Origin of the sequence: Bacillus yunxiaonensis, assembly GCF_037104695.1 — a bacterium.
Taxonomy (GTDB): domain Bacteria; phylum Bacillota; class Bacilli; order Bacillales; family Bacillaceae_G; genus Bacillus_A; species Bacillus_A yunxiaonensis.
In genome coordinates, this window is the sequence record NZ_JBAWSV010000004.1 from 436,394 (window position 1) to 459,627 (window position 23,234).

The 23,234-nt window shown below is 36.0% G+C and carries 20 protein-coding genes; 19 read left to right on the forward strand and 1 reads right to left on the reverse strand.

Features of this window, described 5'->3' with window-relative positions; translation table 11 throughout:
• Positions 1–4: 4 nt before the first annotated feature.
• Entirely contained in the window at positions 5–907 is a 903-nt protein-coding gene (locus tag WAX78_RS14420) for a TIGR03943 family putative permease subunit (RefSeq protein WP_336482946.1), read from the forward strand.
• Positions 908–1,142: 235 nt separating this feature from the next.
• On the opposite strand, the gene WAX78_RS14425 is transcribed toward WAX78_RS14420, so the two are convergent.
• Positions 1,143–3,122 carry an IucA/IucC family protein gene (locus WAX78_RS14425; RefSeq protein WP_336482947.1) on the reverse strand — a complete coding sequence of 660 codons (1,980 nt, stop codon included), beginning with the start codon at positions 3,120–3,122 and terminating at the stop codon, positions 1,143–1,145.
• Between the two features lie 130 nt (positions 3,123–3,252).
• On the opposite strand from WAX78_RS14425, the gene WAX78_RS14430 reads away from it, so the two are divergent.
• The 18 genes from WAX78_RS14430 (at position 3,253) to WAX78_RS14515 (ending at position 22,967) form a co-directional block, all read left to right on the forward strand.
• Positions 3,253–4,446 carry an MFS transporter gene (locus WAX78_RS14430; RefSeq protein ID WP_336482948.1) on the forward strand — a complete coding sequence of 398 codons (1,194 nt, stop codon included), beginning with the start codon at positions 3,253–3,255 and terminating at the stop codon, positions 4,444–4,446.
• Positions 4,430–6,235 (forward strand): IucA/IucC family protein, encoded by a 1,806-nt coding sequence (locus WAX78_RS14435; protein WP_336482949.1) that lies wholly within the window; start codon positions 4,430–4,432, stop codon positions 6,233–6,235. The genes WAX78_RS14430 and WAX78_RS14435 overlap by 17 nt, the downstream gene beginning before the upstream one ends.
• 14 nt (positions 6,236–6,249) lie before the next feature.
• Positions 6,250–7,347, forward strand: coding sequence for an alanine/ornithine racemase family PLP-dependent enzyme (locus WAX78_RS14440; RefSeq protein WP_336482950.1), 1,098 nt, complete (start codon positions 6,250–6,252; stop codon positions 7,345–7,347).
• A gap of 238 nt (positions 7,348–7,585) precedes the next feature.
• Entirely contained in the window at positions 7,586–8,548 is a 963-nt protein-coding gene (locus tag WAX78_RS14445) for an ABC transporter substrate-binding protein (RefSeq protein WP_336482951.1), read from the forward strand.
• Positions 8,549–8,561: 13 nt separating this feature from the next.
• Positions 8,562–9,593 (forward strand): FecCD family ABC transporter permease, encoded by a 1,032-nt coding sequence (locus WAX78_RS14450; protein WP_336482952.1) that lies wholly within the window; start codon positions 8,562–8,564, stop codon positions 9,591–9,593.
• Entirely contained in the window at positions 9,590–10,567 is a 978-nt protein-coding gene (locus WAX78_RS14455) for a FecCD family ABC transporter permease (protein WP_336482953.1), read from the forward strand. Before WAX78_RS14450 ends, WAX78_RS14455 begins: the two co-directional genes overlap by 4 nt.
• A gap of 23 nt (positions 10,568–10,590) precedes the next feature.
• A complete protein-coding gene (locus WAX78_RS14460) occupies positions 10,591–11,412 on the forward strand; it encodes an ABC transporter ATP-binding protein (RefSeq protein ID WP_336482954.1) in 822 nt (273 codons plus the stop codon).
• Positions 11,413–11,660: 248 nt separating this feature from the next.
• Positions 11,661–13,064: a Na+/H+ antiporter NhaC gene (nhaC, locus tag WAX78_RS14465; protein WP_336482955.1), complete on the forward strand. Its 1,404-nt coding sequence runs from the start codon at positions 11,661–11,663 to the stop codon at positions 13,062–13,064.
• Positions 13,065–13,283: 219 nt separating this feature from the next.
• Positions 13,284–14,672: a class II fumarate hydratase gene (gene fumC / locus WAX78_RS14470; protein WP_336482956.1), complete on the forward strand. Its 1,389-nt coding sequence runs from the start codon at positions 13,284–13,286 to the stop codon at positions 14,670–14,672.
• Positions 14,673–14,902: 230 nt separating this feature from the next.
• Complete coding sequence (locus WAX78_RS14475; RefSeq protein ID WP_336482957.1) at positions 14,903–16,138, forward strand: right-handed parallel beta-helix repeat-containing protein; 1,236 nt, start codon at positions 14,903–14,905, stop codon at positions 16,136–16,138.
• Positions 16,135–16,653: a nitrous oxide reductase accessory protein NosL gene (locus WAX78_RS14480; protein ID WP_336482958.1), complete on the forward strand. Its 519-nt coding sequence runs from the start codon at positions 16,135–16,137 to the stop codon at positions 16,651–16,653. The genes WAX78_RS14475 and WAX78_RS14480 overlap by 4 nt, the downstream gene beginning before the upstream one ends.
• Positions 16,654–16,703: 50 nt before the next feature.
• Positions 16,704–17,516, forward strand: coding sequence for an ABC transporter permease (locus WAX78_RS14485; RefSeq protein ID WP_336483030.1), 813 nt, complete (start codon positions 16,704–16,706; stop codon positions 17,514–17,516).
• A complete protein-coding gene (locus tag WAX78_RS14490; RefSeq protein ID WP_336482959.1) occupies positions 17,513–18,211 on the forward strand; it encodes an ABC transporter ATP-binding protein in 699 nt (232 codons plus the stop codon). Before WAX78_RS14485 ends, WAX78_RS14490 begins: the two co-directional genes overlap by 4 nt.
• A 184-nt stretch (positions 18,212–18,395) precedes the next feature.
• Entirely contained in the window at positions 18,396–19,847 is a 1,452-nt protein-coding gene (locus tag WAX78_RS14495; RefSeq protein WP_336482960.1) for an RNA-guided endonuclease InsQ/TnpB family protein, read from the forward strand.
• A gap of 95 nt (positions 19,848–19,942) precedes the next feature.
• Positions 19,943–20,101, forward strand: a complete 159-nt coding sequence (locus WAX78_RS14500) for a hypothetical protein (protein ID WP_336482961.1) — start codon at positions 19,943–19,945, stop codon at positions 20,099–20,101.
• 317 nt (positions 20,102–20,418) lie between these two features.
• Positions 20,419–21,183 carry a DUF2087 domain-containing protein gene (locus WAX78_RS14505; protein WP_336482962.1) on the forward strand — a complete coding sequence of 255 codons (765 nt, stop codon included), beginning with the start codon at positions 20,419–20,421 and terminating at the stop codon, positions 21,181–21,183.
• A 35-nt stretch (positions 21,184–21,218) separates the two neighbouring features.
• Entirely contained in the window at positions 21,219–21,575 is a 357-nt protein-coding gene (locus WAX78_RS14510; protein WP_336482963.1) for a GIY-YIG nuclease family protein, read from the forward strand.
• A 63-nt stretch (positions 21,576–21,638) separates the two neighbouring features.
• Positions 21,639–22,967, forward strand: coding sequence for an MATE family efflux transporter (locus WAX78_RS14515; RefSeq protein WP_336483031.1), 1,329 nt, complete (start codon positions 21,639–21,641; stop codon positions 22,965–22,967).
• The last annotated feature ends 267 nt before the right edge of the window (positions 22,968–23,234 follow it).

A 23,234-nucleotide genomic window follows, 5' to 3' on the forward strand; every position in this document is an offset into this window, starting at 1 on the left:
GAAGGTGGAAGAGCAGGAGAAAAAAGGATTTCATATTTATATTCGCGGCATTATATTGATTGGATTTGCGATGCTATTATTCAAACTGCTTATTACCGGGCATATTGATAACTTTATTGCACCGCGTATGGTGAAACTTACTTATATAGCAACAATTGTGTCTTTACTACTTGGTTGTTTACAAGTGTGGCGAAGTGGAAATGAAAAGTCAAAGGCATGTCATTGCTGTGAGGGACATGTGCTCCCAAAAACGAAAATAGGAACTTGCTTCTTTTATGGATTATTTCTTATACCTATTATCAGTGCCTTTTTATTTTCGAGTGTATCACTTGACGGAAGTGTTGCCGCCAAGCGTGGAATGAATCAAAGTACACAAACGAAGCCACAAAAAGAAAATGACGATTGGAAGAGATTATTAGTAGATGGAGAGGAACCGCAAACTGCTAATGTACCAAGTTCTCAAGTAAGTTCTCAAGTAAGTTCTCAAGCAAGTTCTCAAGCACCATCCGAAGACCTAGAAAAGAACTTGTTAGAAAAGAAAAGCATACAAATAAATGATAAAAACTATATGGATGCTATGGATATTATTAGTCGTGATGTTATTGGATTTAAAGGGAAAGAAATTAATTTTTCTGGGTTTGTATACCGTGATACAGACGTGAAAGGAGCGCAAGTTGTAGTTGCACGTTACGGTATTACGTGTTGCATAGCAGATGCTACCGTTTATGGAATGATTGTTTCCGGTGAAGGAATTACTAAATTACAAAATGAAACGTGGGTTACGATTACTGGAACATTAGATGAGACAACCTATAGGGGAGCTTTATTTCCACTTGTAAAAGCAAATAAAGTAGAAAAAATAGAAGCTCCGAAGCAACCGTATGTATACGAGAATTTAATACCATAAACAAAAAGATGAGCCCGTAACTGAGCTCATCTTAATTTGTATATCAGATTAAAGGTTCTTCACAATTAACTTCACAGTTTATCCCGTTACTTTAGGGCAGTAAGACTCCCACCCCAAGGTTCTGGAAAAACAAAGAAGATAGGTGGGAGATAACTGCTGGCATGCGCCCGATTGGTGAGAGTTTTCCATCAGTGGAGGATGAAGAAAGCCCCACTGATGGAAGTTTCACTTTCATTCAATCACATAATGGATTTTTAACTTTCACATAAAAATAGGCATGTGCTTCTCCCATCATACGCATAAGAGTTAAGGCTTTATAATCTACTTTATCTGCAAAAAAGACAGCATAGTCAGATGTTGCATGCTCTTTATTGCTAGAATCTCTTTGTAAATCTATAAAAATATTGTGCAAGACTCGTTTTACAATATTCCATAGCAATTGTTCATTTAGCTGATAGAATTGGCTAATATGTAAAAATAATTCTCCAAAGTGATTTTGTATGACAGAATAAAACACTTTATTACGCATACTTTTTTCATTATCCACCAAAATTCTTGATTTATGATGAAACATGTTTATATCAAATCCTGCATTTTGTAAACGACCACGATGAACTCGAATACCTTCCCAATCGCGTACAAGTAGTCGGTCTGGTGTGCCATCTTTTTTAAATACAGGTACTGTGTTTTGTAGATGGCCTTCTAAACCAATACCGTATTTAACCATGAGCGGAATAAAGCCGGTAAGAGCGTTTGTTACATACTTTTCAATAAACAGAACAATTGCATCGTGTAATGGTAGGTCATGACTATCTTTATACAACTCAATTAGTTCTGCTATAACTGGTCTATTTGCGCCGTGTACAGAAGCGACAAGGGCAGAACCAACAATGGCCCATTCATCATGTTTTACATAAGTATGAATATTGTCGCGAATGACACAAGCGAGATTTTCACTTCGCAATGTTTGTGTTTCTTCGTCTATGTCATTTGGATGAAGAAAATGAGCGCCAGCTCGCTCCATAATTGGAACAAAGCGAGTTTCGTTAATCATCGTCTCCATAGTAACAATTTGTTTTAAAATATTGCTCATAAGTGGTCCATTATGAATAGTTTGTTCAGATAACGTCCGCACTTCTCCTGTTAAATGAATATTTGTTGTTAGTTTATAATGCGGTCTAATCGTTTCATATTGTGCAGGGAAGATTGTACGAAATGACATGCCCGCTAAATAATTTGCTTCATAATCGAATAAAATGATGATTTGTTTTTCGAGTTCATCACTGAAAATTTCACGTAACGTATGAGTAGCTTGCCATGGATGAATTGGTAATAGAATGTAGTCATCTATTTTATCGCCAAGTCTTATTTCTGCTTCTACTTGGAGTACAGGTTCAAAAGAAAACAATAATGCATTCCAATTTTGTTCTTCCATAAAAGCAGCACTTATATAATCTTGATGTACGGCTACAAATCGTAATGGAATTGTATTTTTAAACTCTGCTGAATACGCAATGGTTTCTTCAGGACTTAAACCTTTTCGCATTTTGGCACCAGGGTGACAAGGATGACCTTCTATAACAAGCTGTTCAAAAAACGCATAGGAATCTTGTGCGTGAGAAGCAGCTTGTAGTGTTGAAGAATTTTCAGTTTGTTCATGAAAAGTATAAGCAAGAGCTAAATTGGCAGCGCTATTAGTGACATCATCTTCAAATATATGAAAATAGGAATGTGATCCTTGCCAATCTTCATGTAGTAGTAATGTCAATACCTCATTTGGATGTGTAATTTCATTTGCGCTAGATGGTGATACGAAAATATACGGCCCGCATATAACCGGTCGTTCAAAAGCATATATGTGTTGAATCGGTATAAGTAGGTATGCATTTTGCCCCTTGAAATATAGTCCCTGTATCATTGAAATTTCATCAAATAGATGAATATGAGTGTTTATATAGTCTAGTAAATAGTCTGGACAACGATGTTCTGAAAATGCCGCAAATACCTCTTCGTGTTTTCGAAGTTCGATTCCAGTTTTTGTAATGTTACATATGTTTTCACGTATGAAGGACGATAGTAATCGTTCAAGTATACCAGCTCGTCCTTTTCGAATCATTTGTTGATAGTTTTTATGTAGCGGTGCGTGATGTTGTTGTAAAAAAGAAAGTAAGTTTTGTTCCTCTAATTTTAACGTTTGAATTTTATTGAGATGCATAGTAACCACCTTTCTCAAGTTTTTAATCTTTACAAAAAAATAAGAATATTTTATATTGTTAATGTGATGATATTGATAATCAATCTCAATTATAAAAGATACATTTAAAAATGCAACAAAAAAATTCGAGGTGGTTCGTATTCGTAAACTCTTTTTTAGTAGTTCATTTTTCTTATTTATGGGGAATTGGCTTGGAATGACTGCAATCAATTGGTACGTCTATGATTTGTATCATAGTGCTACATATTTAGGGTGGATAAACTTTGTACGGCTCATTCCAATTGCATTGTTTAGTGTATATGCAGGGAAGCTTTGTGATCTGTATCCGCGTATTAAGTTAATGAAGTCATATTCATTCTGGGGGCTAATAGTTACAACGTTACTTGCTATTTATGTTGTGTTTGTTACTCCTTCGTTTTTTATTTTTATTCTTTTTTCATTTGTAAGAGGAGTAATTAGTGCATTAGAAACACCAAATCGAAATACGCTTCTTTCGGATATTGATACGAATAATCAAATTAGTAAACTGATATCTATGAATTCGTTTGTGATGAATGCTTGTCGTTCGACAGGTCCGGCAGTAGCTGGATTTTTAATTGCAGGAGGACATATTAAACTTACATTTATGATGCAGGCAGCTTGTTCACTTATTGCATTCATCCTCGTATTACCAATGAAAGATAAAACGATGAAAAAACGAAAAGAAAAGAAAAAAGCAAGCTGGGAACAAATTGTTCAATATTTCTCTCATGATCATATGGGAAGAAATATTTTTATCACATCAATGATTACAATGGCTTTTGGCTTTTCGTATACGTCTGTATTGCCTGTACTTGTTTCTCATCAATTTACTGGAAAAGCAGAAGTATTTGGTATTGCGATGTCTTCGGCGGCAATTGGTGCCATTATAGCAACCATTATTCTTCCTAGGGTATTAGAGTATATTTCAGAAATGAAGATTTATTACATGAGTTTAGTTATGTTTTCCATTAGTATAGCGCTCCTCATTATTAGTAATACATTTGTGTTTTTTATACTATTATTCTTTATCGGCCTTTTTGGACAGCTGTTACGCTCTAGTAACCGTGTGTATTTTCAAAACAATGTTCGTGAAGAAGAACGAGGACTCATGCTTAGTGTTGTATTAATGGATCGAGGAATGATTCCACTCGGTTCGATTGTAATAAGTTATGCCATTGAATATGTGGGGATTTCTGAAACATTTATGATGATGGGTATTTTATGTATGATTCCATTTGTATTTCAATATATAAAAGTGAAAAAACAAAACAGGAAGGTGAAGCATTTTGTCCATTCAAAGTAAACAATCCAATCGAGTACAAGCGGAATATCGTATTTTAAATCGTTTTTGTAATGCGTTAATTCGTGAAAAAAATTTATTAGAAAGCTGTGCGGTGCTAAAGCATGATTATGGTATTGAAATTATAGATTGTATGAATGAAGCAGAATTATTATTAGAAGTGCAACAAGAAGGAGCATTTGAACGGTACGAATTTGCTTTTCCACTCCGGTTTAAAGTAAGAGGGCATGTTAGATGGATTGAGTCATTACAAATGTTTTTTGAAGAAGTGGCACCATTCTTTCAGCTTCATGTTTCAGATTCCTTGCAGAAAGAGTTACAGAACAGTGTAGAGAACTTAGAATTGGCTTATGAAGCATGGGAACAAAAACAAGAATGGACAAAACAGCAGCTTGAAACAAATTTGATGTTTTTTGCAAAATACAAACCAAATAATCTATGCCAATTCCTTGAAGAACTAAAAAAATGTATGTCGTTTGACGAATTATTATATACAGAGTCATTAGTAATCGAAGGGCATCCACTGCATCCTTCTACAAAAGCAAAACTTGGTTTATCAAAAGAAGAAGTAAAACGTTATGCTCCTGAATTTGAGCAAGTTGTTCCGTTATATGTAGTGCTTGTTCATAAAGATGTAACAGTAGTTACAGGAGATAGCTTTGAAAAACCTTTATTATATAAAAATTTACCAGATTTATATGAAACAGTTTCTGGCCTATTAGTAAACAGAAGAAACAGAATAGAAGACTATTATCCATTTCTTGTTCATCCATGGCAATATGAGCATGTACTAACAGAGGAGTATGGGGAAGATTTAGAGGAAGGACGTATTATTCCGATCCCATATCAGCTTTCGTCCAGAGCAACGCTTTCATTTCGAACAATGAATCTATTAGAGTTACCATATCATGTGAAGCTTCCAGTACGGGTACAAGCAACAAGTGCAGTTAGGACGGTATCACCAGAAATAACTGTAAATGGGCCAATTCTTTCTACGCTATTTGATAAGATTTATGCAAAAGAAAAAGAGCTATCACAATCAGTAATTGTCGTTCGTGAACGAGTTGGAGCTACTTTTACAAAAAATAATGACTTTCATTTAGGAAGAAATCTAGCATTTGTTTTACGAGAAAGTCCAAATGTATATAAGCAAGAGGGAGAGTTACTATGGGTTGGAGCTAGTTTAACAGCAAGCAATCCATTAAAAGAAGGAGAGCCTATTATTGTAGATATGATGCGTACATATTTCGGAATGGAGACGATTGGTAAAAAAGAGGTGCTTCACTATGTTGCTCATTACACTGAGAAAGTTATGATTCCTATACTGCAGCTTGTTTTACAATATGGAATTGCTTTAGAAGGACATATGCAAAACTCTATTATTGTTACAAAAGGCGGGGAGGTCCAACGTATTTTTGTACGTGATTTAGGAGGAGTAAGAATTCATAAGAAGACATTAGCGGAGGTAGTAGACATTTCTGAGGTTAAAGAAGCAGTCGTATTTACAGATGATATGAATGAGGTTTATAACAAGTTTATTCATTCGGTACTGCAAAACCATTTTGGGGATGTATTATTTACGTTAGCTCGCTCAATAGATGACGTACAGGAAAAAGAGTTATGGAGAATTGTTGCTGCTATTGTTGCAGATTACATGGTAGATGCAACCGAAGAGCAAAAGGCAGCTATATTTGCAAGGCAAATTGAAACGAAAGCATTGTTCTCAATGAGAATACAAGATCAAGCAAAATCTTATTTATATACAAGTTTTCAAAATCCACTTTGTATGTAGTAGGAGGAACGAACATGCTGCCTATCATGAAAGTAAACCTTTCAAAATTGAAGTATAATGCTATGATAATGAAACGATTATGCGAGCGTTCAAATATTATATGTTTTCCTGTAACAAAAGGGGTCGGCGCTGCAGAAGAAGTGATTGAAACGCTTCAAGAGGCAGGGTATACAAAATTTGCTGATTCTAGATTACAGCATCTTTATAAACTTCGTTCTATTGTTGGAAAAGAAGCTGAGCTTTTATTAATTCGTGCACCAGCTTTGTCAGAAGTAGAAGAAACGGTTCTTTGGACAGATATTAGTTTGAATTCTGAACTATGTATCATAGAAGCATTAGGAAGAGCAGCGAGAAGATACGGAACAACGCACAGCGTGATTCTAATGGTTGATTTAGGTGATCTTCGAGAAGGAATGATGCCATATGAAGTGGTGGAAGCAGCACAGAGAGTATCGAATATACCAGGAATTATACTCGATGGTATTGGAGCAAACTTTACTTGCTTTAGCGGTGTTATTCCAACTGAACATTCTTTACAAGAATTAACGCAATTAGCAAAAGTAGTAGAGAAGGAAATTGGAAAACAGCTTCGGTTTATCTCAGGTGGTAACTCAAGTTCGTTACCACTTATCATGCAAAGAAAACAGATTGGATGTGTTAACTCTTTACGGATTGGAGAAGCTATTTTTCTTGGGAAAGAAACAGCGTATGGAAAAAATATTTCTTTCATGTACCAAGATGTATTTTCAATTGAAGCGGAAATCATTGAAATAAAAAGAAAGCCGTCTATGCCAAAAGGCGTTATTGGAAAAGATGCATTTGGTCAAGTCCCGTATTTTGAAGATAAAGGGGAGCGACTACGAGCGATTGTTGCAATAGGAAGGCAGGATCTTGATATTAGTGGTTTACGACCTTTCGATAGGAATATTGAAATTCTTGGTGGAAGTAGTGACCATTTAATTGTTGATATAACTGATAGTACACCTTATAGCATAGGGGATAAAATGACATTTGTTCCGGCGTACAGTGCATTGCAAAGCGGTATGGTTTCTTCACTTGTACGAAAAGAATATGTATATGATGATGTACTGCAAAAAGCGCTTATATTATAAAGCAAAAAAATAAGTGGGAGCTTCATCCCCCACTTATTTTTTTGCTTTCCCCTGACTTTTGAGATGGAGGAATTGCTGCCAATTGTCTTTAAATCTCGAGATGAAAATGGTTAGAACGAGAGAGTGTGTGAATCATTGTTACGAATAATTTCTCAATAAATGGTAGACAATTTTTAAAATTATGCTATCATATTAAATGATAATGATTATCAATATTATTTAAGTGGGGGATTACATAATGAAAGGAAAAAAACTTAGTACTTTACTTATAGCTATGTCAATAACGGTGGGAGCACTTGCCGGCTGCAGTGGGGAAGCAAAAGAAACAGTTAAGAAAGAAGAGAAAGCGGAAGCAAAGAATCAAACAGGTTCAGTGAAAATTAAACATGAATGGGGAGAAACAGAGTTAAAAGAAACACCGAAAAATATAGTAACTCTTGACTTTTCATTTATTGATACATTAACGGATTTAGGTGTTACACCAGTCGGAAATGCGGGAGTAGGAAAAACAAAAATTCCAGAATATTTGCAAGATAAAGTATCGAAAGTAACCGATGTTGGGGAGCGAAAGGCTCCGAATTTGGAAGTTATTTCATCTGTGAAACCAGACTTAATTATTGCAAGTAAGGATCGCCACAATATGATTCAAAAAGAATTACAGGATATAGCACCAACAATTGCGTTTGATGATAATAGTTATGAAGAAATAATGAAAAATATGGATACGATTGCAAAAGCAGTTGGAAAAGAAGAAGAAGCGAAAAAAATTAAAACAAAATTACAAGATAAAATTTCAAAAGCAAAAGAGAAAGTAAAAGGAAATCCAAAAGTACTTGTAATCGGAGCTTTTGATGATGAGTTTTCTGTATGGATTAAAGATTCCTTTATTGGTTCTTTAATGACGGACATTGGCGCTACATATGCATATGAAGGAGAAAAAGCAAAAACAGAGGGCAAGGCAGAAATTGCAAAAATTACGATGGAACGTCTAAATGAAATTAACCCGGATTATATTTTCTTATATGGTGAGAATGTAGAGAAGTTTAAAAATAATCCACTATACAATAACTTAAAAGCAGTGAAAGAAAAGCATGTAGTTGACGTTGATCGAAACCTTTGGGCACGAGGGCGCGGACCAATTGCAGCAGATAAAATTTTAGATGAGGCGATTCCGGCATTAACAGGTCAGTCTTCTAAATAAGGAGTTGGAGACTTTGTATCATACACAAATTAGAAGCAGACGGGCATCAAGTCCGTATGCTTCTTCTACTTTGCAATTTATCTTCTTTTTTCTACTATTAGTAATGTTTGGAGCCCTCTCCGCATTATTTCGTGTAAAAGGATTATCATTTCATAACATATCAGAAGTATTTGCAATAGATACAAAAAATTTAATTTACTATACTGTTTGGCAAGTACGTGTGCCACGTGTATTACTAGGGGCTCTACTTGGAGCAGCGTTAGCCGTTGCGGGATGTCTATTACAAGGAATTACACGGAATCCTTTATCTGATCCGGAAATTATGGGAGTAAACCAAGGAGCTTCTTGTTTTGTTGTAATTGCCCTTTTAGTGTTTGGGGAGAAGGATGCGACTTTCGTTATTTTACTAGCAGCTTTTCTCGGGGCCGCAGTAGGAGGCAGCGTCATTTATTCATTAGCGTTTCGCGGTGAATATACACCTTCACGTCTTGTGCTTGCTGGTATTGCAGTTAGTCTATTTCTTGGATCATTAACAACAGGAGCGATTTTGTTATATGAAACGCAACTAACAGAAATTTTATATTGGATGGCTGGGAAGTTATCAGGAGCAAATTGGCTAGATATAAAAATGATGTTAGTATCGGCAGTTCCTGTTATAGTGATTGCTTTTTTTCTAGCAAATCAATTGAACATTTTATCTCTTGGTGAAGAGACTGCACGCGGACTTGGCATAAACGTTCTTCGTATTCGGCGAATATTTGCGTTTTTAATTGTTCTTCTTGTCGGTAGTGCGGTAGCGGTAGCGGGACCAATTGGGTTTATTGGACTCATAGTTCCGCATGTTGCGAGAAAACTGGTCGGTCAAGATTATCGAATTATTTTACCATTTTCAGCATTGCTTGGTGCAAACCTTCTTGTCATAGCAGATTTTGCAGCGCAGTGGGTTTCTTATCCAGCTGATACACCAGTTGGCGTTATAACCGCACTCTTAGGCACACCGTTCTTCATCTATTTAATGAGAAGAAAGCGAGGTGCTGTCAAATGAAGAAGTTTGGCCGATTTACGATTGTTATGATAGTAGGGATTATATTGTTAATTGCAGTTGCTCTACTTAGTTTACGGTTTGGAGCTGTGCCAACACCAATTGCTGATATTATAGAAGGAATGATGACAGGGAAAGGTATTGTAATAAAATATCGTTTACCACGTCTTATCATAGCGATTTTAGTTGGAATTAACATGGCATTATCAGGGGCCATTTTACAAAGTGTTACACGTAATCCACTTGCTGCACCTGACATTATTGGGATTTCTGCTGGTGGAGGATTAGCAGCTGTTATGATGTTGCTTATGTTTCCAAATGTGCCGCCAATTATGCTTCCTATTGCTGCATTTGTCGGGGCAATGCTTGCGAGTTTACTAGTATATGCTTTATCGTATCAAAAAGGAGGAGTGAAGCCAGAGCGTCTTGCGTTATGCGGCGTTGCAATTTCTGCGGGGTTACATGCGCTCATTACGTTTATTATTGTGAAATTTGCACTTGATTCCTCACAAGCTCTCGTATGGTTAAAAGGAAGTTTATATGCAAGGTCTTGGCAACATGTTGAAATGCTATGGCCATGGACCTTGATTGGTGCGGTAATTACATTTATGAGTTATAAACAAATTAATCTTTTATTATTAAATGAAGAAACTGTAAAGGGTTTAGGAATGCGTATTGATGTTGTTCGTCTTGTACTTATCGGTGTAGCAGTTGGTTTAGCAGCAAGCTCAGTAGCGGTAGCAGGTACAATTGGTTTTGTAGGACTTGTTATTCCGCATGCAGCACGGCTGCTTGTTGGCTCAGACAGTAGGTTGTTTTTGCCAGTGTCTGCATTGCTCGGTGCATTGCTTGTTACCGGTGCAGATATGGTAGGGAGAATTATAATTCCGCCAATTGAAATACCAGCTGGAATTATAACAGCACTTATTGGAGCACCGTATTTTATATATTTACTGGTAATTAGAAAAACAGCATAAATAAAAAATAAGGAGTGAACAAGATGACAAGTTTACATACGAAACAATTGGAGCTTACGTACGGAGATCAAACAATTATTAATCATCTTGATTTACATATTCCAGAAGGGAAAATTACGGCACTTGTTGGTCGAAATGGATGTGGAAAGTCAACGATTTTAAAATCATTAGCAAGGCTGTTGCAACCAACAAAGGGGCATGTATACTTAGATGGAAAAACAATTCATACGATGCCAACAAAAGAAGTAGCAAAGAAATTAGCTATTTTACCACAATCCCCGACAGCACCTGAAGGGTTAACAGTAGAAGGACTTGTTTGGCATGGTCGTTATCCGCATCAACGATTACTTGGAAAACGAACAGAGAAAGATTATGAGATGGTTACTTGGGCGCTTGAAGTAACTGGAATGAATCAATTTACAGAACGTACACTAGATGAATTGTCAGGCGGACAGCGTCAGCGTGTTTGGATTGCGATGGCGCTTGCGCAAGATACGGAGTTATTGCTATTAGACGAACCGACAACATATTTAGACATGGCTCATCAGCTAGAAGTACTAGAATTACTGAAAAGATTAAATGAAGAAGAAAATCGAACTGTGGTGATGGTTGTACATGATTTAAATCACGCGGCCAAGTATGCACATCACATTGTTGCGATTAAAGATGGAGATAAAGTAATGGAAGGTGAGCCAAAGGATGTTTTAAATGATGAATTGTTTGAAACAGTATTTGGAGTGAAAGCACGCGTTGTATATGACCCAGTTGCCATGACGTATATGTGTACGCCGTATGCTTTACTTTCAGAGAAAAAAGAAAAACAAGAAGAAAGAAGTGTTGGATAAAAAAACTGTTGAGAATTGTTTCTCAACAGTTTTTTATTGAGGAAGTTATTGGGCGGTAAGCCCCCTACTTATGGAAGTTCCGATTTATATAAAAATTAGAGCAGAAAAATACTGTATTTTTTCGAATTGGCATTGCGAAATACACGATGTACTTTTACAATAAAACAGTCGTTATATTTATTATACTAAAAAAACAAATCAGAATAATGTTAATATTCTTATTGGCGATTTGTGAAGGGAGAAGAATTTTGAAAAGTGTAAGATTACCATCGATGGTAGAAATCATCGTTCTTTTGCTGTTATTTCTAAGTGTTGTCTTTTCGTTTCAGACAATTTTTGATTTACCGATTCAGCTTGCTTTATTTATTTCATGGTTTCTTGTTATTGCACTTGGACTAAGACTTGGGTTTCGTTATCAAGAATTACAAGATGCAATTACGAAAGGAATTTCCAATGGTCTTGAAGCGATTTTAATTTTAGTATCGGTTGGTGCCCTTATTGGAACGTGGATTGCTGGAGGTGTTGTACCAACCCTTATTTACTATGGTTTAGAATTTATTCACCCAAGTATCTTTCTATTAGCAACATTAATTATTTGTTCTATTACATCCATCGCAACAGGTACTTCTTGGGGAACAGTAGGTACAGCTGGTATTGCAATGATGGCAATTGGAGAAGGACTTGGATTACCACTTCCTCTTGTAGCAGGTGCAGTTCTGTCCGGTGCATATTTTGGAGATAAGTTATCACCATTATCCGATAGCACAGTACTTGCAGCTTCTATGGCGAAGGTGGACGTTATTGCGCATGTTCGTGCAATGTTGTATTTAGATATTCCAGCTTATATTATTACGGGGATTATGTTTACAGTTGCAGGATGGATATATGGCGGTAAGAATGTAGATTTAGAAAAAGTAGATTTTCTAAAGGCATCTTTACTAAAGCAGTTTGATATTCACATATGGATGCTCGTTCCAGCAGTAATTGTAATCATACTTTTAGCAATGAAACGTCCATCTATGCCTACAATTGCAATGGGGGCACTTCTTGGTTCCATTTGGGCCGCTTTGTTCCAAGGTATGCCTTTTGGAGAAGCGATTGGCACAGCTTATAAAGGGTTTTCTATTGATTCTGGAATCGATTTCATTGATAAGTTATTAAATCGTGGTGGAATTGAAGGGATGCTAGGCTCAGTTGCCGTCATTATTTTTGGACTTGGTTTTGGTGGGTTACTAGAAAAGCTTGGTGTTTTGAAAGTTATTGTTTCGAAGTTTGAGAAAAAATTAACCTCAGCAGGTAATGTAACACTTTCGACTTTAATTGTTGCATTTTTAGCAAATGTATTTGGCTGTGCTATGTATGTATCCTTAATTTTAACGCCAAAAATTATGGAAGAAAGTTATGATAAATTAAAACTAGATCGCCGCATTTTAGCACGTAACTCAGAAGTTGGCGGAACACTAACATCGGGGATGGTTCCATGGTCTGATAACGGTATTTTTATGGCCGGTATTCTAGGCGTTTCGACTTTATCTTACCTTCCGTTTATGTGGCTGAGCTTTGTATCGTTAGCGCTCGCGGTTATTTACGGATATACTGGTAAATTCATTTGGTATGTAGATGATGTGGAGAAAGGCAAGCAAGTATCATAGTATGAAAAAATCATCCTTTTGCTTATAGCGGGGGATGATTTTTTGCTTTAATGAGCGAATCTATTATATTTGTGTAGTAATTTATATTATTAAAATCATCATTTAATAGAATCTATAGAAAACAATAAATGATTTTCATTTTTATTGGTAATATTTATCATTTGTTTGTATTTTAGGTAAAATAAAAAAGAAGGTATTTTATTCTAAGGGGATGAAAAAATGGGGTACAGAATTGAAAGAGATACATTAGGAGAAATGAAAGTTCCAGCTGATAAATTATGGGCAGCGCAAACGCAGCGCAGTAAGGAAAACTTTCCGATTGGAACAGAACGTATGCCGCTTGGAATTGTGCGGGCATTTGCAATTTTAAAGAAAGGTGCAGCGATTAGTAATCAAAAATTAGGAAAGTTATCAGAAGAAAAAGCAACTGTAATTGTAGAGGCGGCGGATGAAATTTTAGCAGGAAAATGGGACACACATTTTCCACTTGTTGTTTGGCAAACAGGAAGTGGTACACAGTCTAACATGAATGTGAATGAAGTGATCGCAAACCGCGCGAATCAAATTTTAAAGGAAAAAGGACTTGAGGGACATATTCATCCAAACGATGATGTAAATATGTCCCAAAGTTCAAATGATACGTTTCCAACAGCACTTCACGTTGCTTGTGTTATTGCAGTAGAAGAACAGGTATTACCGGCAGTAGAAAAACTAAAAGAAACCCTAAAAGAAAAAATAAACGCATTTTCACATATTATTAAAATTGGCCGTACTCATTTACAGGATGCGACCCCGTTAACGTTAGGACAAGAAGTAAGCGGCTGGCATCGTATGCTTGAAAAAACAGAACGGATGATTATAGAAAGCAGTACATATATGAAAGAACTCGCAATCGGTGGCACTGCGGTTGGAACAGGGATTAATGCTCATCCGAAATTTGGTGATATGGTTGCAGGAGAAATTAGTAATTTTACAGGCAAACAATTTGTATCAGCGTCAAATAAATTTCATGCGCTAACAAGTCATGATGAAGTTGTCTATACGCACGGTGCCTTAAAAGCGTTAGCTGCTGACTTAATGAAGATTGCAAACGATGTACGCTGGCTTGCAAGTGGTCCTCGCAGTGGTCTTGGTGAAATTACGATTCCAGCAAACGAGCCAGGGAGCTCTATTATGCCAGGGAAAGTAAATCCAACACAAAGTGAAGCTTTAACGATGGTCGCAGCGCAAGTAATGGGAAATGATGCAACAATTGGCTTTGCGGCAAGTCAAGGAAACTTCGAATTAAACGTCTTTAAACCGGTTATTGCGTATAACTTTTTGCAGTCAGCTAGATTATTAGCAGATGCAATTGTTTCATTTAACGATAATTGTGCAGTAGGTATTGAAGCAAATGAAGAAATTATTGGGCAACACTTAAATAACTCGTTAATGCTTGTAACAGCCTTAAACCCACATATCGGTTATGAAAATGCAGCGAAAATTGCGAAGCATGCACATAATGAAGGATTAACACTGAAAGAAGCAGCAATGCGATCAGGATTATTAACAGAGGAACAATTTGATGAAATTGTAGATCCAAAGAAAATGATTGAGCCGAAGGAATAAATGAAATGCTTTATAAAGGATAGGATTCTCAAGTGAGAATCCTATTATTTTTTGTTTATCATGAGACCGAATAAGTACAAAAGTTCTCTTTTTTGTTAAAAAATACAAAATTATTTCATAAATTCCACACAATTGTTTGTTATCCTTCATGTAGGTCGACTTAATTAATAAGAAAAAGGGACTGCTATATGAAACCAACTCGAGTTTTTTTTCTCTTTTGTATACTGTTTTTGAGTTTGTCATTACATACTCACGCACAAGATACGCTACAATCTCAAATTAACGCTGCTCCTGAATATGGAATCGTAAAAATCCCAAGCGGTATTTATAATGAAACAATCGTTCTTTCAAGGCCTATAACCTTGGAAGGAACGGGAGAGGTTACCGTTCGTTCTTGTAGTAAAGAGCCTGCTATTACGATAAAAGGACAATCTGTCACCTTGAAGCATATAAAGGTAGAACAATGCAGCAATGTGACAGACACGGAAGCGATTCGTGTCACTGGTAAGAATCATAGGTTGCACAATCTTCGAATCTACACGAAGCAGTTTGGAATTAAATTTAACGAGGCAAGTGATACGGTTGTAGAAGATAGTTTTATTAGAGGAGATTCTAAAGGAAACGGAATCGATTTATGGGAATCAAATAATAATATGATTCAAGGAATCGAGATTGATGGAGTAAGAGATGGCATTTATATAGAAAATAGTCATTTTAACCGAGTAACTCAAAATGCTATCAGAAATTCTCGTTATGGCGTACATATTATGTTTTCTAATCACATCACCGTACAGAATAACAAGTCTCATCACAATATTACAGGTGCTATGGTGATGGGAACAAAAGAAACAACAATTAAAAAGAATAACTTCAGTTTTAATAACCGTAATGTCAATGCACAGGGTTTATTGCTATACGATACAGAGAACACAGAAGCGATTGATAATCGAATCTCTTATAATCGTGTTGGAATGTATGTGGAAAATGCGAATAACAACCGTATTTCAGATAATGAAGTAAACGGGAATTTTATTGGCATGCAATTTAAAAATGCGAATGAAAATAATGTGTCTGACAATATCTTTATCGGAAATGTAAATGAGTCTCAAGCGATAAACAGCACTGGAAACAAAATTATACATAATTATTGGGACGCATCCTTGAAACTGGATACAAAGGGAAATGGTATTAGCAGCATACCATACAGAGCAGATCCCTTTTTTTTAACACTAACAAATGAAGTCCCTGAATATCAGCTGTTTTTCCAAGCACCTGGTATGCTTGTACTCCAAACATTGTTGAAAAGTCCTGAAAATCAAGTTTTAACTGATTATGAACCTGCGATGACAATTAGAGGAAAGACGGAAGAAAACAATTCTTCATTCAGGATGCAAATCGGAATGATTAGTGTGAGTATGTTAGCAATAAGTATCATTTTATTTAAAATTGGGAGGAAAAGAAGATGAAATGGAAAGGTTTATTCATTACAATAGTTGCAGCTCTTTTATTGACAGTAGTTGGCTGCGGGAAAAAGGAAGTTAAGCCAGTAGCAATTGACGAGAAAACTGATAAATGTGCCAATTGTAATATGGCTGTGACGAACGATCAATTTGGAACAGAAGTAATTCTTGAAAACGGTAAATCATTAAAATTTGATGATCTTGGCTGTATGTACAAATGGATGGATAAAAACAAGAATGAAAAGTTGCAAGCAAAATTTGTACGTGATTTTAATACAAAAGAGTGGGTTGAAGTAGAGAAAGCGACTTATGTTTATGACAAAGATATTAAAACACCGATGGCTTATAATGTGATTTCTTTTAAAGATAAAAAAGATGCGGAAAGCTTTATATCTAAAAATAGAGGTGAAGTGTTAGCTGCAAAAGATTTGGAAAAGCATGAATGGAAAAAGAACATGGATATGATGATGAAAATAAAAGAAGAGAATGGCAAGAAAAAGGATATGAATCATTCACATTAATAAAAAGGACAACCGTTCCGGTTGTCTTTTTTTACGGAAAGAGGGATTGTATGTGGCACATTTGGCAATCTGAGTGGCGGATCACGATAAGACAACGTTCATCTTATACATTTGTAATCCTATGGTTGAGCGTTCTGTCTTTACTATTTTTACTGGAGCGAAATACCCCTACTATAACAGGATACACAAATATGATAGGTACAATGGCGAATTTAGTGCTGTATATTATACCGTTATTTATGCTGATTATCAGTTCTTTTTCTGTTGCGAATGAAATGGAAAACGGACAGTGGCGGTTATTAAGTACGTATCCCGTTTCTAGCGTTGCTTACGTAATGGGAAAAGCATTCGGACAATTTACAGCGCAGCTCATTATTTTCACACTTAGTTATGGTATAAGTCTCATAATTGGTCTAATTAGTGGAAGTGCGTTATCTATCAAATGGGTGCTGGCTCTTTATGTATTTTCAATAGTATTAATGCTTTTCTTTCTAATAATCGGTTTCGTGATAGGTTCTTTTGTCGTAACAAGATGGCAGGCGCTAACGATATCTGTAGGGATGTGGTTTTTCTTAATTATGATTTGGCCTACTGCGCTTATCGCTGTTCTTAGCCTTGTTCCGTATCCGATGATTGCTGTGCTTCTAAAGATAGCTTTGTTTATCAATCCAGCTGAATTACTTCGCATCGTATTTGTTGTTCAATTAGGCGGTGGTGCAATATTTGGACAAGCATACGATACTCTAATTACTTTCTTACAATCCGGGGCGGCATGGGGAGTGCTCATTTTGTATACATTGTTGTACATGATTTTAGGATTTGTTCTCTCTGCATGGAAGCTAGAAAGGAGAAAAATGCAATGACACTTTTGCAAGTTTCAAAGGTTTCAAAGGAATATAAGACAAAACAAGCACTTTCTCACTTTTCAATTCAAGTAGATGGGGGAACATGCATCGTACTATGCGGCGGGAATGGTGCAGGAAAAAGTACACTTCTTCATATATTGGCAGGTATTTCAAAGCCGACAGAAGGTACAATTGTATTGAATGGTGTTGCTCTCCATGAAAACAGAAATGCATACGTGTCGCAAATTGGATATATGCCAGATGACTTTCATGCACAGAAAATGATGACAGTGCAGGAATTTCTTTCTTTTTATGGTGTGTTACGAAAGGCAAGTCAACAACAAATACAAGAAATCTTAGAAAAGATAGGTCTGGTTGAAAAGAGGGATGAACTTGTAAAACATTTATCGAAGGGAATGCGGCAACGCTTAGTATTTGGGCAAGCGTTGTTAGGGAAACCGAAACTATTATTATTAGATGAACCAACAAACGGTTTGGATCCATTTTGGGTCAATGCATTCGTCGAGGTTTTACAGGACATCAAGAAGGATGGGAAAATTGTTATTTTTTCAACACATATGATGGATGTGGCAGCGGAGATAGGGGATTGTATTTTGTTTATGAAAGATGGGACCGTGACAAAGCACATTGAACATAAAGGAAGTAAAGAGGAGAAAACACTGCACTTGTTACAATTGCACCGGCAGGGATGAAATCGAAATAATTTTATCGGAATTTTGGCAAGAAAACTCCATCTTCAAAACGTGCAGGGCATAGCCCAGTTTAAGGTGGAGATGAATTGCCGTCGCATTTGTAAAAGTATTTTCGTGGTGTTGCGAATGTATGTTCTTTCTGGCCGTTTTGTAGTATCATGAAGAAAAGAAGGAGGTGAACATGATGACAAAAGAAAAAGAATATACAGCCTATCAAATTTGGATCAAGAAAGGTCATAAATTGTACGCATACTTCATGGAAATGTGTCAAAATGCAAAAAACCTCTACAATACAACAAACTTCTACATTCGCCAAGTGTATACGGCTTTACGTATAGAGAAAACTTTACGGCCCCTTCAACAAAAAGTTCTCCATACATTACAAACACATATTGAAACCATGAATGAAAATCAACTTCATGCGTATCAAAAACGCATGCAAAAACAAAAAGAAAAACCTGTGAAAGAGCAGAAAGATATAAAATGTAACTTGTTTACATTCCCGACAAAAGAGAAATCGTTTCTATCCTACAATTTTCTAGATTGTTTGTTTAAAACAATGAAACAACAAGATTATATGAATTTGCCAGCACAAACGAATCAAGCGGTTATGAAGAAGTTATATCAAAACTGGAAATCATTCTTTGCATCCATTAAGGCATACAAGAAACATCCTTCCACCTTTACGGGCAGACCTCGCATCCCAAAATATATCAAATCATCTATGAAAGAAATTGTATTCACGAATCAAGTATGTAAACTCCAAGAGAAGTACATTCGTTTTCCAAAAACAAGCATAAAATTAAATATCGGTAAATTGTTTGGGCGGATTGGCAATCTAAAAGAGGTACGTGTTTCTCCTGCTTATGGGAAGTTTAAAGTGGAGATTGTGACAGAACAATCTGAGCCAGCACCTGAGCATGTCGACAATAATCGTTATATGAGTATTGACTTAGGAATCAATAACATTGCAACTATCACAACGAATACAGGGGCCAATCCTGTGTTAGTAAAGGGCAATGTCATCAAAAGCATCAATCAATACTACAACAAGCAAAAAGCTTATTTACTGGGTGTTCTTCGTCATGGAAAAGAACCAAAAGAAGGACCGCACACATCAAAGCGTTTAGAGAGGCTTCACGAGAAACGGTTTCTTAAAATAAAAGATCTCTTTCATAAAATGAGTTATCACATTGTCCAGCTGGCAATTCAACAGGAAGTTTCTATAATTGTGATTGGGAAAAATACATCTTGGAAACAAAACAGTGAAATGGGGAAACGACAGAATCAATCGTTCTGCCATATCCCGCATAATCTACTCATTGAAATGATCACCTATAAGGCAAAACGAAAAGGTATTACTGTACAAGTCGTAGAAGAATCGTATACAAGCAAGGCATCCTTTTTAGACAATGATGTGATTCCCACTTACGGTGAGGAAGACATCCCTGTATTCAGTGGAAAACGTATCAAACGTGGCTTGTATCGTACGAAAGAAAATAAACTACTGAACGCTGATGTGAATGGTTCCTATAACATCTTAAAAAAAGCAGTTCCAAAGGCGTTTGTCGATGGAATAGAGGGGTTGTGCCATCAGGCAGCTGTGTCAACCCCACTCGTGTTAAGCATCTCTTGAAGATGATACACGAGAAATCCCCACTTCAAGATCCGAAGGAGATAAGTGGCGGGAGTTTTCATACCACATCAGGTTATTTGTTTATAGAGTTGTGCATGTCCAATAAGTCGGATTGGACAAGCGTTGTAGCGTTAGTTTTAGACAGCTCCAGCCAATCATTTCATCTAGACTATCTTCAATTATTTTTCGTCTTTCTATCTACAATAGTTGGTTTCATTATGCTCAAGTTAATTGAGAAAAAAAGAAAAGTTTAATAACGATAATGAGAAATAGGACTAGCATGATAGCTAGTCCTATTTGTTGTTTTTTCGTGTGCAAATGTAAGCAAAAGTTGTATTTATTTATCCAGCTACTCGAGGGTAGTAAGACCACATTGATAGAAATGTTGTTTTATTTGAAAGGCATGAAATTTCTTTTTGATATTTATAAAACATAAACATTATTTGTTTTTGTTTGAAAATAGGTAAACGAAATATTGAAATGTTTATTTTTATTGTGTTATTATAAAATAAAATAAACCAAATCATAATTTGTTTGTTTTTAAAATAAACTTTTTAGGGGATTGTTTAGCATGAATGATATTTCGGAATGGTTTTGGAATGCCTCAGTAGAAGAATTAAAAAAAGGATATGTATTTGAGAAGGAAACTGAAGAATACATTTGTTTAGCGTGCGGAGCTAGATTTGTGAAAGGTATTATTTATCAAGAGCAAAATGTTTTTTATGAAGCAGAGAAGTTTACGCAGCTTCATATCGCAAATGAACATACTTCTATGTTCGACTATTTATTAGGATTAGATAAGAAGTTAACAGGTTTAACGGACTTGCAGAAGAAGATGATTCAGTTCTTTCATATGGGTCTAAATGATAAAGAAATTGTGAAGGAAATGGACGGTGGAAGCACATCAACAATTCGGAATCATCGTTTTACATTAAGGGAGAAGATGAAACAAGCAAAGGTGTTTCTTGCGCTTATGGAGTTGTCAGAAGAAAAGGCGACGAATCAATCTAAATTTCTCCCTATTCACCGTACAGCTACGATGGTCGATCAACGGTATAACATTACAGAAGCAGAGAATGAAGAAGTTTTAAAATCACATTTTACAGAAGGATTAGACGGACCGCTTTCTACATTTCCGAAGAAACAAAAGCGAAAATTAATTATTTTGAAACATTTAGTGAAAAAGTTTGATAGTAATCAAAAATATACAGAAAAAGAAGTTAATGAGATTTTAGAAAATGTATATCCTGATTATGTCACGTTAAGAAGATACTTAATTGAATATGGTTTCATAGGCAGAACAACTGATGGAAGTCAGTACTGGGTGAAATTATAGAGAACAATATTGAGAAAGTGAAAGGAGAAAGGAAATTGAATAGAAGAGAAGAATTAAAACAACTGTACAAAGAAACAGAAATAGAATCTGGAATTTACTGTATTAAGAATATGAAAAACGGAAAAGTGTATGTAGAGAGTACGGGGAACTTAAAAACTATGAGTGGAAGACGACTTTTACTTAATATGGGTTCTCATACGAATAAGGCATTGCAAGATGATTGGAAGGAATACGGGGCAGATGCTTTTGAGTTTGAAGTATTAGAAGTGTTGAAAAAGAAAGATACTGGATATTTTAACGCAAAAGAAGAATTGAAGAAACTAGAAGAGAAATGGTTAGAGAGTTTAAAGCCATATGGAGAGCGTGGATATAACCGCGAAGCATCTCGATAAAAGGGGAGATGAAATTTGAAAATAAATGAAGAAGGAACAGAAAGTAAACCAATATGGCGTTCTATGTCTATGTTTCTTATTCCTTTACTTTTAAGTAATGTATTGCAGTCGCTTGGACAGTTGTTTGGTATGGTAGTAGTGGGACGTTGGCTTGGTATTAATGACTTAGCTGCTATTTCGGCTTTCTTTCCGTTGTTTTTTCTACTCATTTCATTTGTAATTGGGATTGGTTCTGGTAGCTCGATTTTAATTGGGCAGGCTTTTGGGGCTCGTAATGAGGATCGTTTAAAGGCCATTGTCGGTACAACGTTGACATTTACGTTTGTACTTGGAGCGATTTTAGCGGTAGCGGGTAGTATGTTTGCAATGGATATTATGCGCTTGGTTGGTACGCCAGAAAATATCATTGATATAAGTGTTCACTATGCACGAATTTTGTTTATTTCCATGCCAGTGCTATTTTTGTACTTTGCATATACAACATTTATGCGCGGGACAGGGGACTCTAAAACACCATTTTATTTTTTAATTGTTAGTACAGGACTAAATATGGCATTATTACCTATTCTTATTTTTGGTTGGTTAGGCCTGCCGAAACTTGGTGTGTACGGTGCAGCATATGCTTCTGTTATATCAACAATTGTTACATTTATTATTCTGTTAGTTTATTTAAGAAAAACGAAACATCCATTGCAATTTGATGCAACAGTTCGAAAGTATCTTCGCATGGATTGGGACTTGTTAAAATTATTATTACGTCTTGGCATCCCAGCAAGTATTAATATGATACTCGTTTCCTTATCAGAGATTGCCGTTATTTCTTTTGTAAATCGCTTCGGATCAGATGCAACTGCGGCGTACGGAGTAGTAAACCAAGTAGCAAGTTATGTACAGATGCCAGCGGTGAGTCTTGGGATTACTGTTTCCATATTTGCAGCGCAGTCCATTGGAGCAAATCAATTTGATCGCCTACAAAAAGTAATCCGAGCGGGACTTGTTATGAACTATGTAATTGGAGGAGTATTAATCTCTTTTATTTATTTGTTCTCAAAAGAAATTTTAGCGCTCTTTTTAACGAGTCAGAATACGATTGATATTGCACATAGTCTCATTATGATTACGTTATGGAGTTACTTAATTTTCGGTCATGCGCAAATTATTGGTGCGACAATGCGTGCGAGTGGAACTGTGTTGTGGCCCACTATTTTTGCGGTTATATCGATTTGGGGTGTGGAAGTTCCAGTGGCCTATTTCCTGTCGTATCATACGAGCCTTGGGATAAAAGGAATATGGGTTGGATATCCAGCTGCATTTATTATGAGCTTACTTTTACAATATGGATACTATCGATTGTCGTGGAAGAAGAAGCGAATTACACGTCTTATTAGCTAAAGGTTTGGTATCATTTTTCTTGTTAAACAAATGGGCGTTAATAGAGATAAGATACAAAAATAATTATGTGAACAAAAACCCCCTTCTAGATTGCTTATCTGGAGGGGGTTTTTAATCCCGCTATTTCCTACCTTGAGATTCAGAAAAGGTTGAAGAAAAGAGGTGGGAGATAACTGCTAGTATATGCTCGATTGGGTAGGCTTTCTATTAGTGATGGATGAAGGAATCCTTTATTTATGGAAGTCTTATTTTATATGGTTTTGGTGA

What these genes read in the sequence shown, in the direction of transcription:
- WAX78_RS14515 (WP_336483031.1), top strand. Translation starts at nt 21,639, where the DNA reads ATGTCTATGTTTCTTATTCCTTTACTTTTAAGTAATGTATTGCAGTCG.
- WAX78_RS14445 (WP_336482951.1), top strand. Translation starts at nt 7,586, where the DNA reads ATGAAAGGAAAAAAACTTAGTACTTTACTTATAGCTATGTCAATAACG.
- WAX78_RS14455 (WP_336482953.1), top strand. Translation starts at nt 9,590, where the DNA reads ATGAAGAAGTTTGGCCGATTTACGATTGTTATGATAGTAGGGATTATA.
- WAX78_RS14480 (WP_336482958.1), top strand. Translation starts at nt 16,135, where the DNA reads ATGAAATGGAAAGGTTTATTCATTACAATAGTTGCAGCTCTTTTATTG.
- WAX78_RS14505 (WP_336482962.1), top strand. Translation starts at nt 20,419, where the DNA reads ATGAATGATATTTCGGAATGGTTTTGGAATGCCTCAGTAGAAGAATTA.
- WAX78_RS14500 (WP_336482961.1), top strand. Translation starts at nt 19,943, where the DNA reads ATGTCCAATAAGTCGGATTGGACAAGCGTTGTAGCGTTAGTTTTAGAC.
- WAX78_RS14495 (WP_336482960.1), top strand. Translation starts at nt 18,396, where the DNA reads ATGACAAAAGAAAAAGAATATACAGCCTATCAAATTTGGATCAAGAAA.
- WAX78_RS14440 (WP_336482950.1), top strand. Translation starts at nt 6,250, where the DNA reads ATGCTGCCTATCATGAAAGTAAACCTTTCAAAATTGAAGTATAATGCT.
- WAX78_RS14490 (WP_336482959.1), top strand. Translation starts at nt 17,513, where the DNA reads ATGACACTTTTGCAAGTTTCAAAGGTTTCAAAGGAATATAAGACAAAA.
- WAX78_RS14460 (WP_336482954.1), top strand. Translation starts at nt 10,591, where the DNA reads ATGACAAGTTTACATACGAAACAATTGGAGCTTACGTACGGAGATCAA.
- fumC (WP_336482956.1), top strand. Translation starts at nt 13,284, where the DNA reads ATGGGGTACAGAATTGAAAGAGATACATTAGGAGAAATGAAAGTTCCA.
- WAX78_RS14485 (WP_336483030.1), top strand. Translation starts at nt 16,704, where the DNA reads ATGTGGCACATTTGGCAATCTGAGTGGCGGATCACGATAAGACAACGT.
- WAX78_RS14425 (WP_336482947.1), bottom strand. Translation starts at nt 3,122, where the DNA reads ATGCATCTCAATAAAATTCAAACGTTAAAATTAGAGGAACAAAACTTA.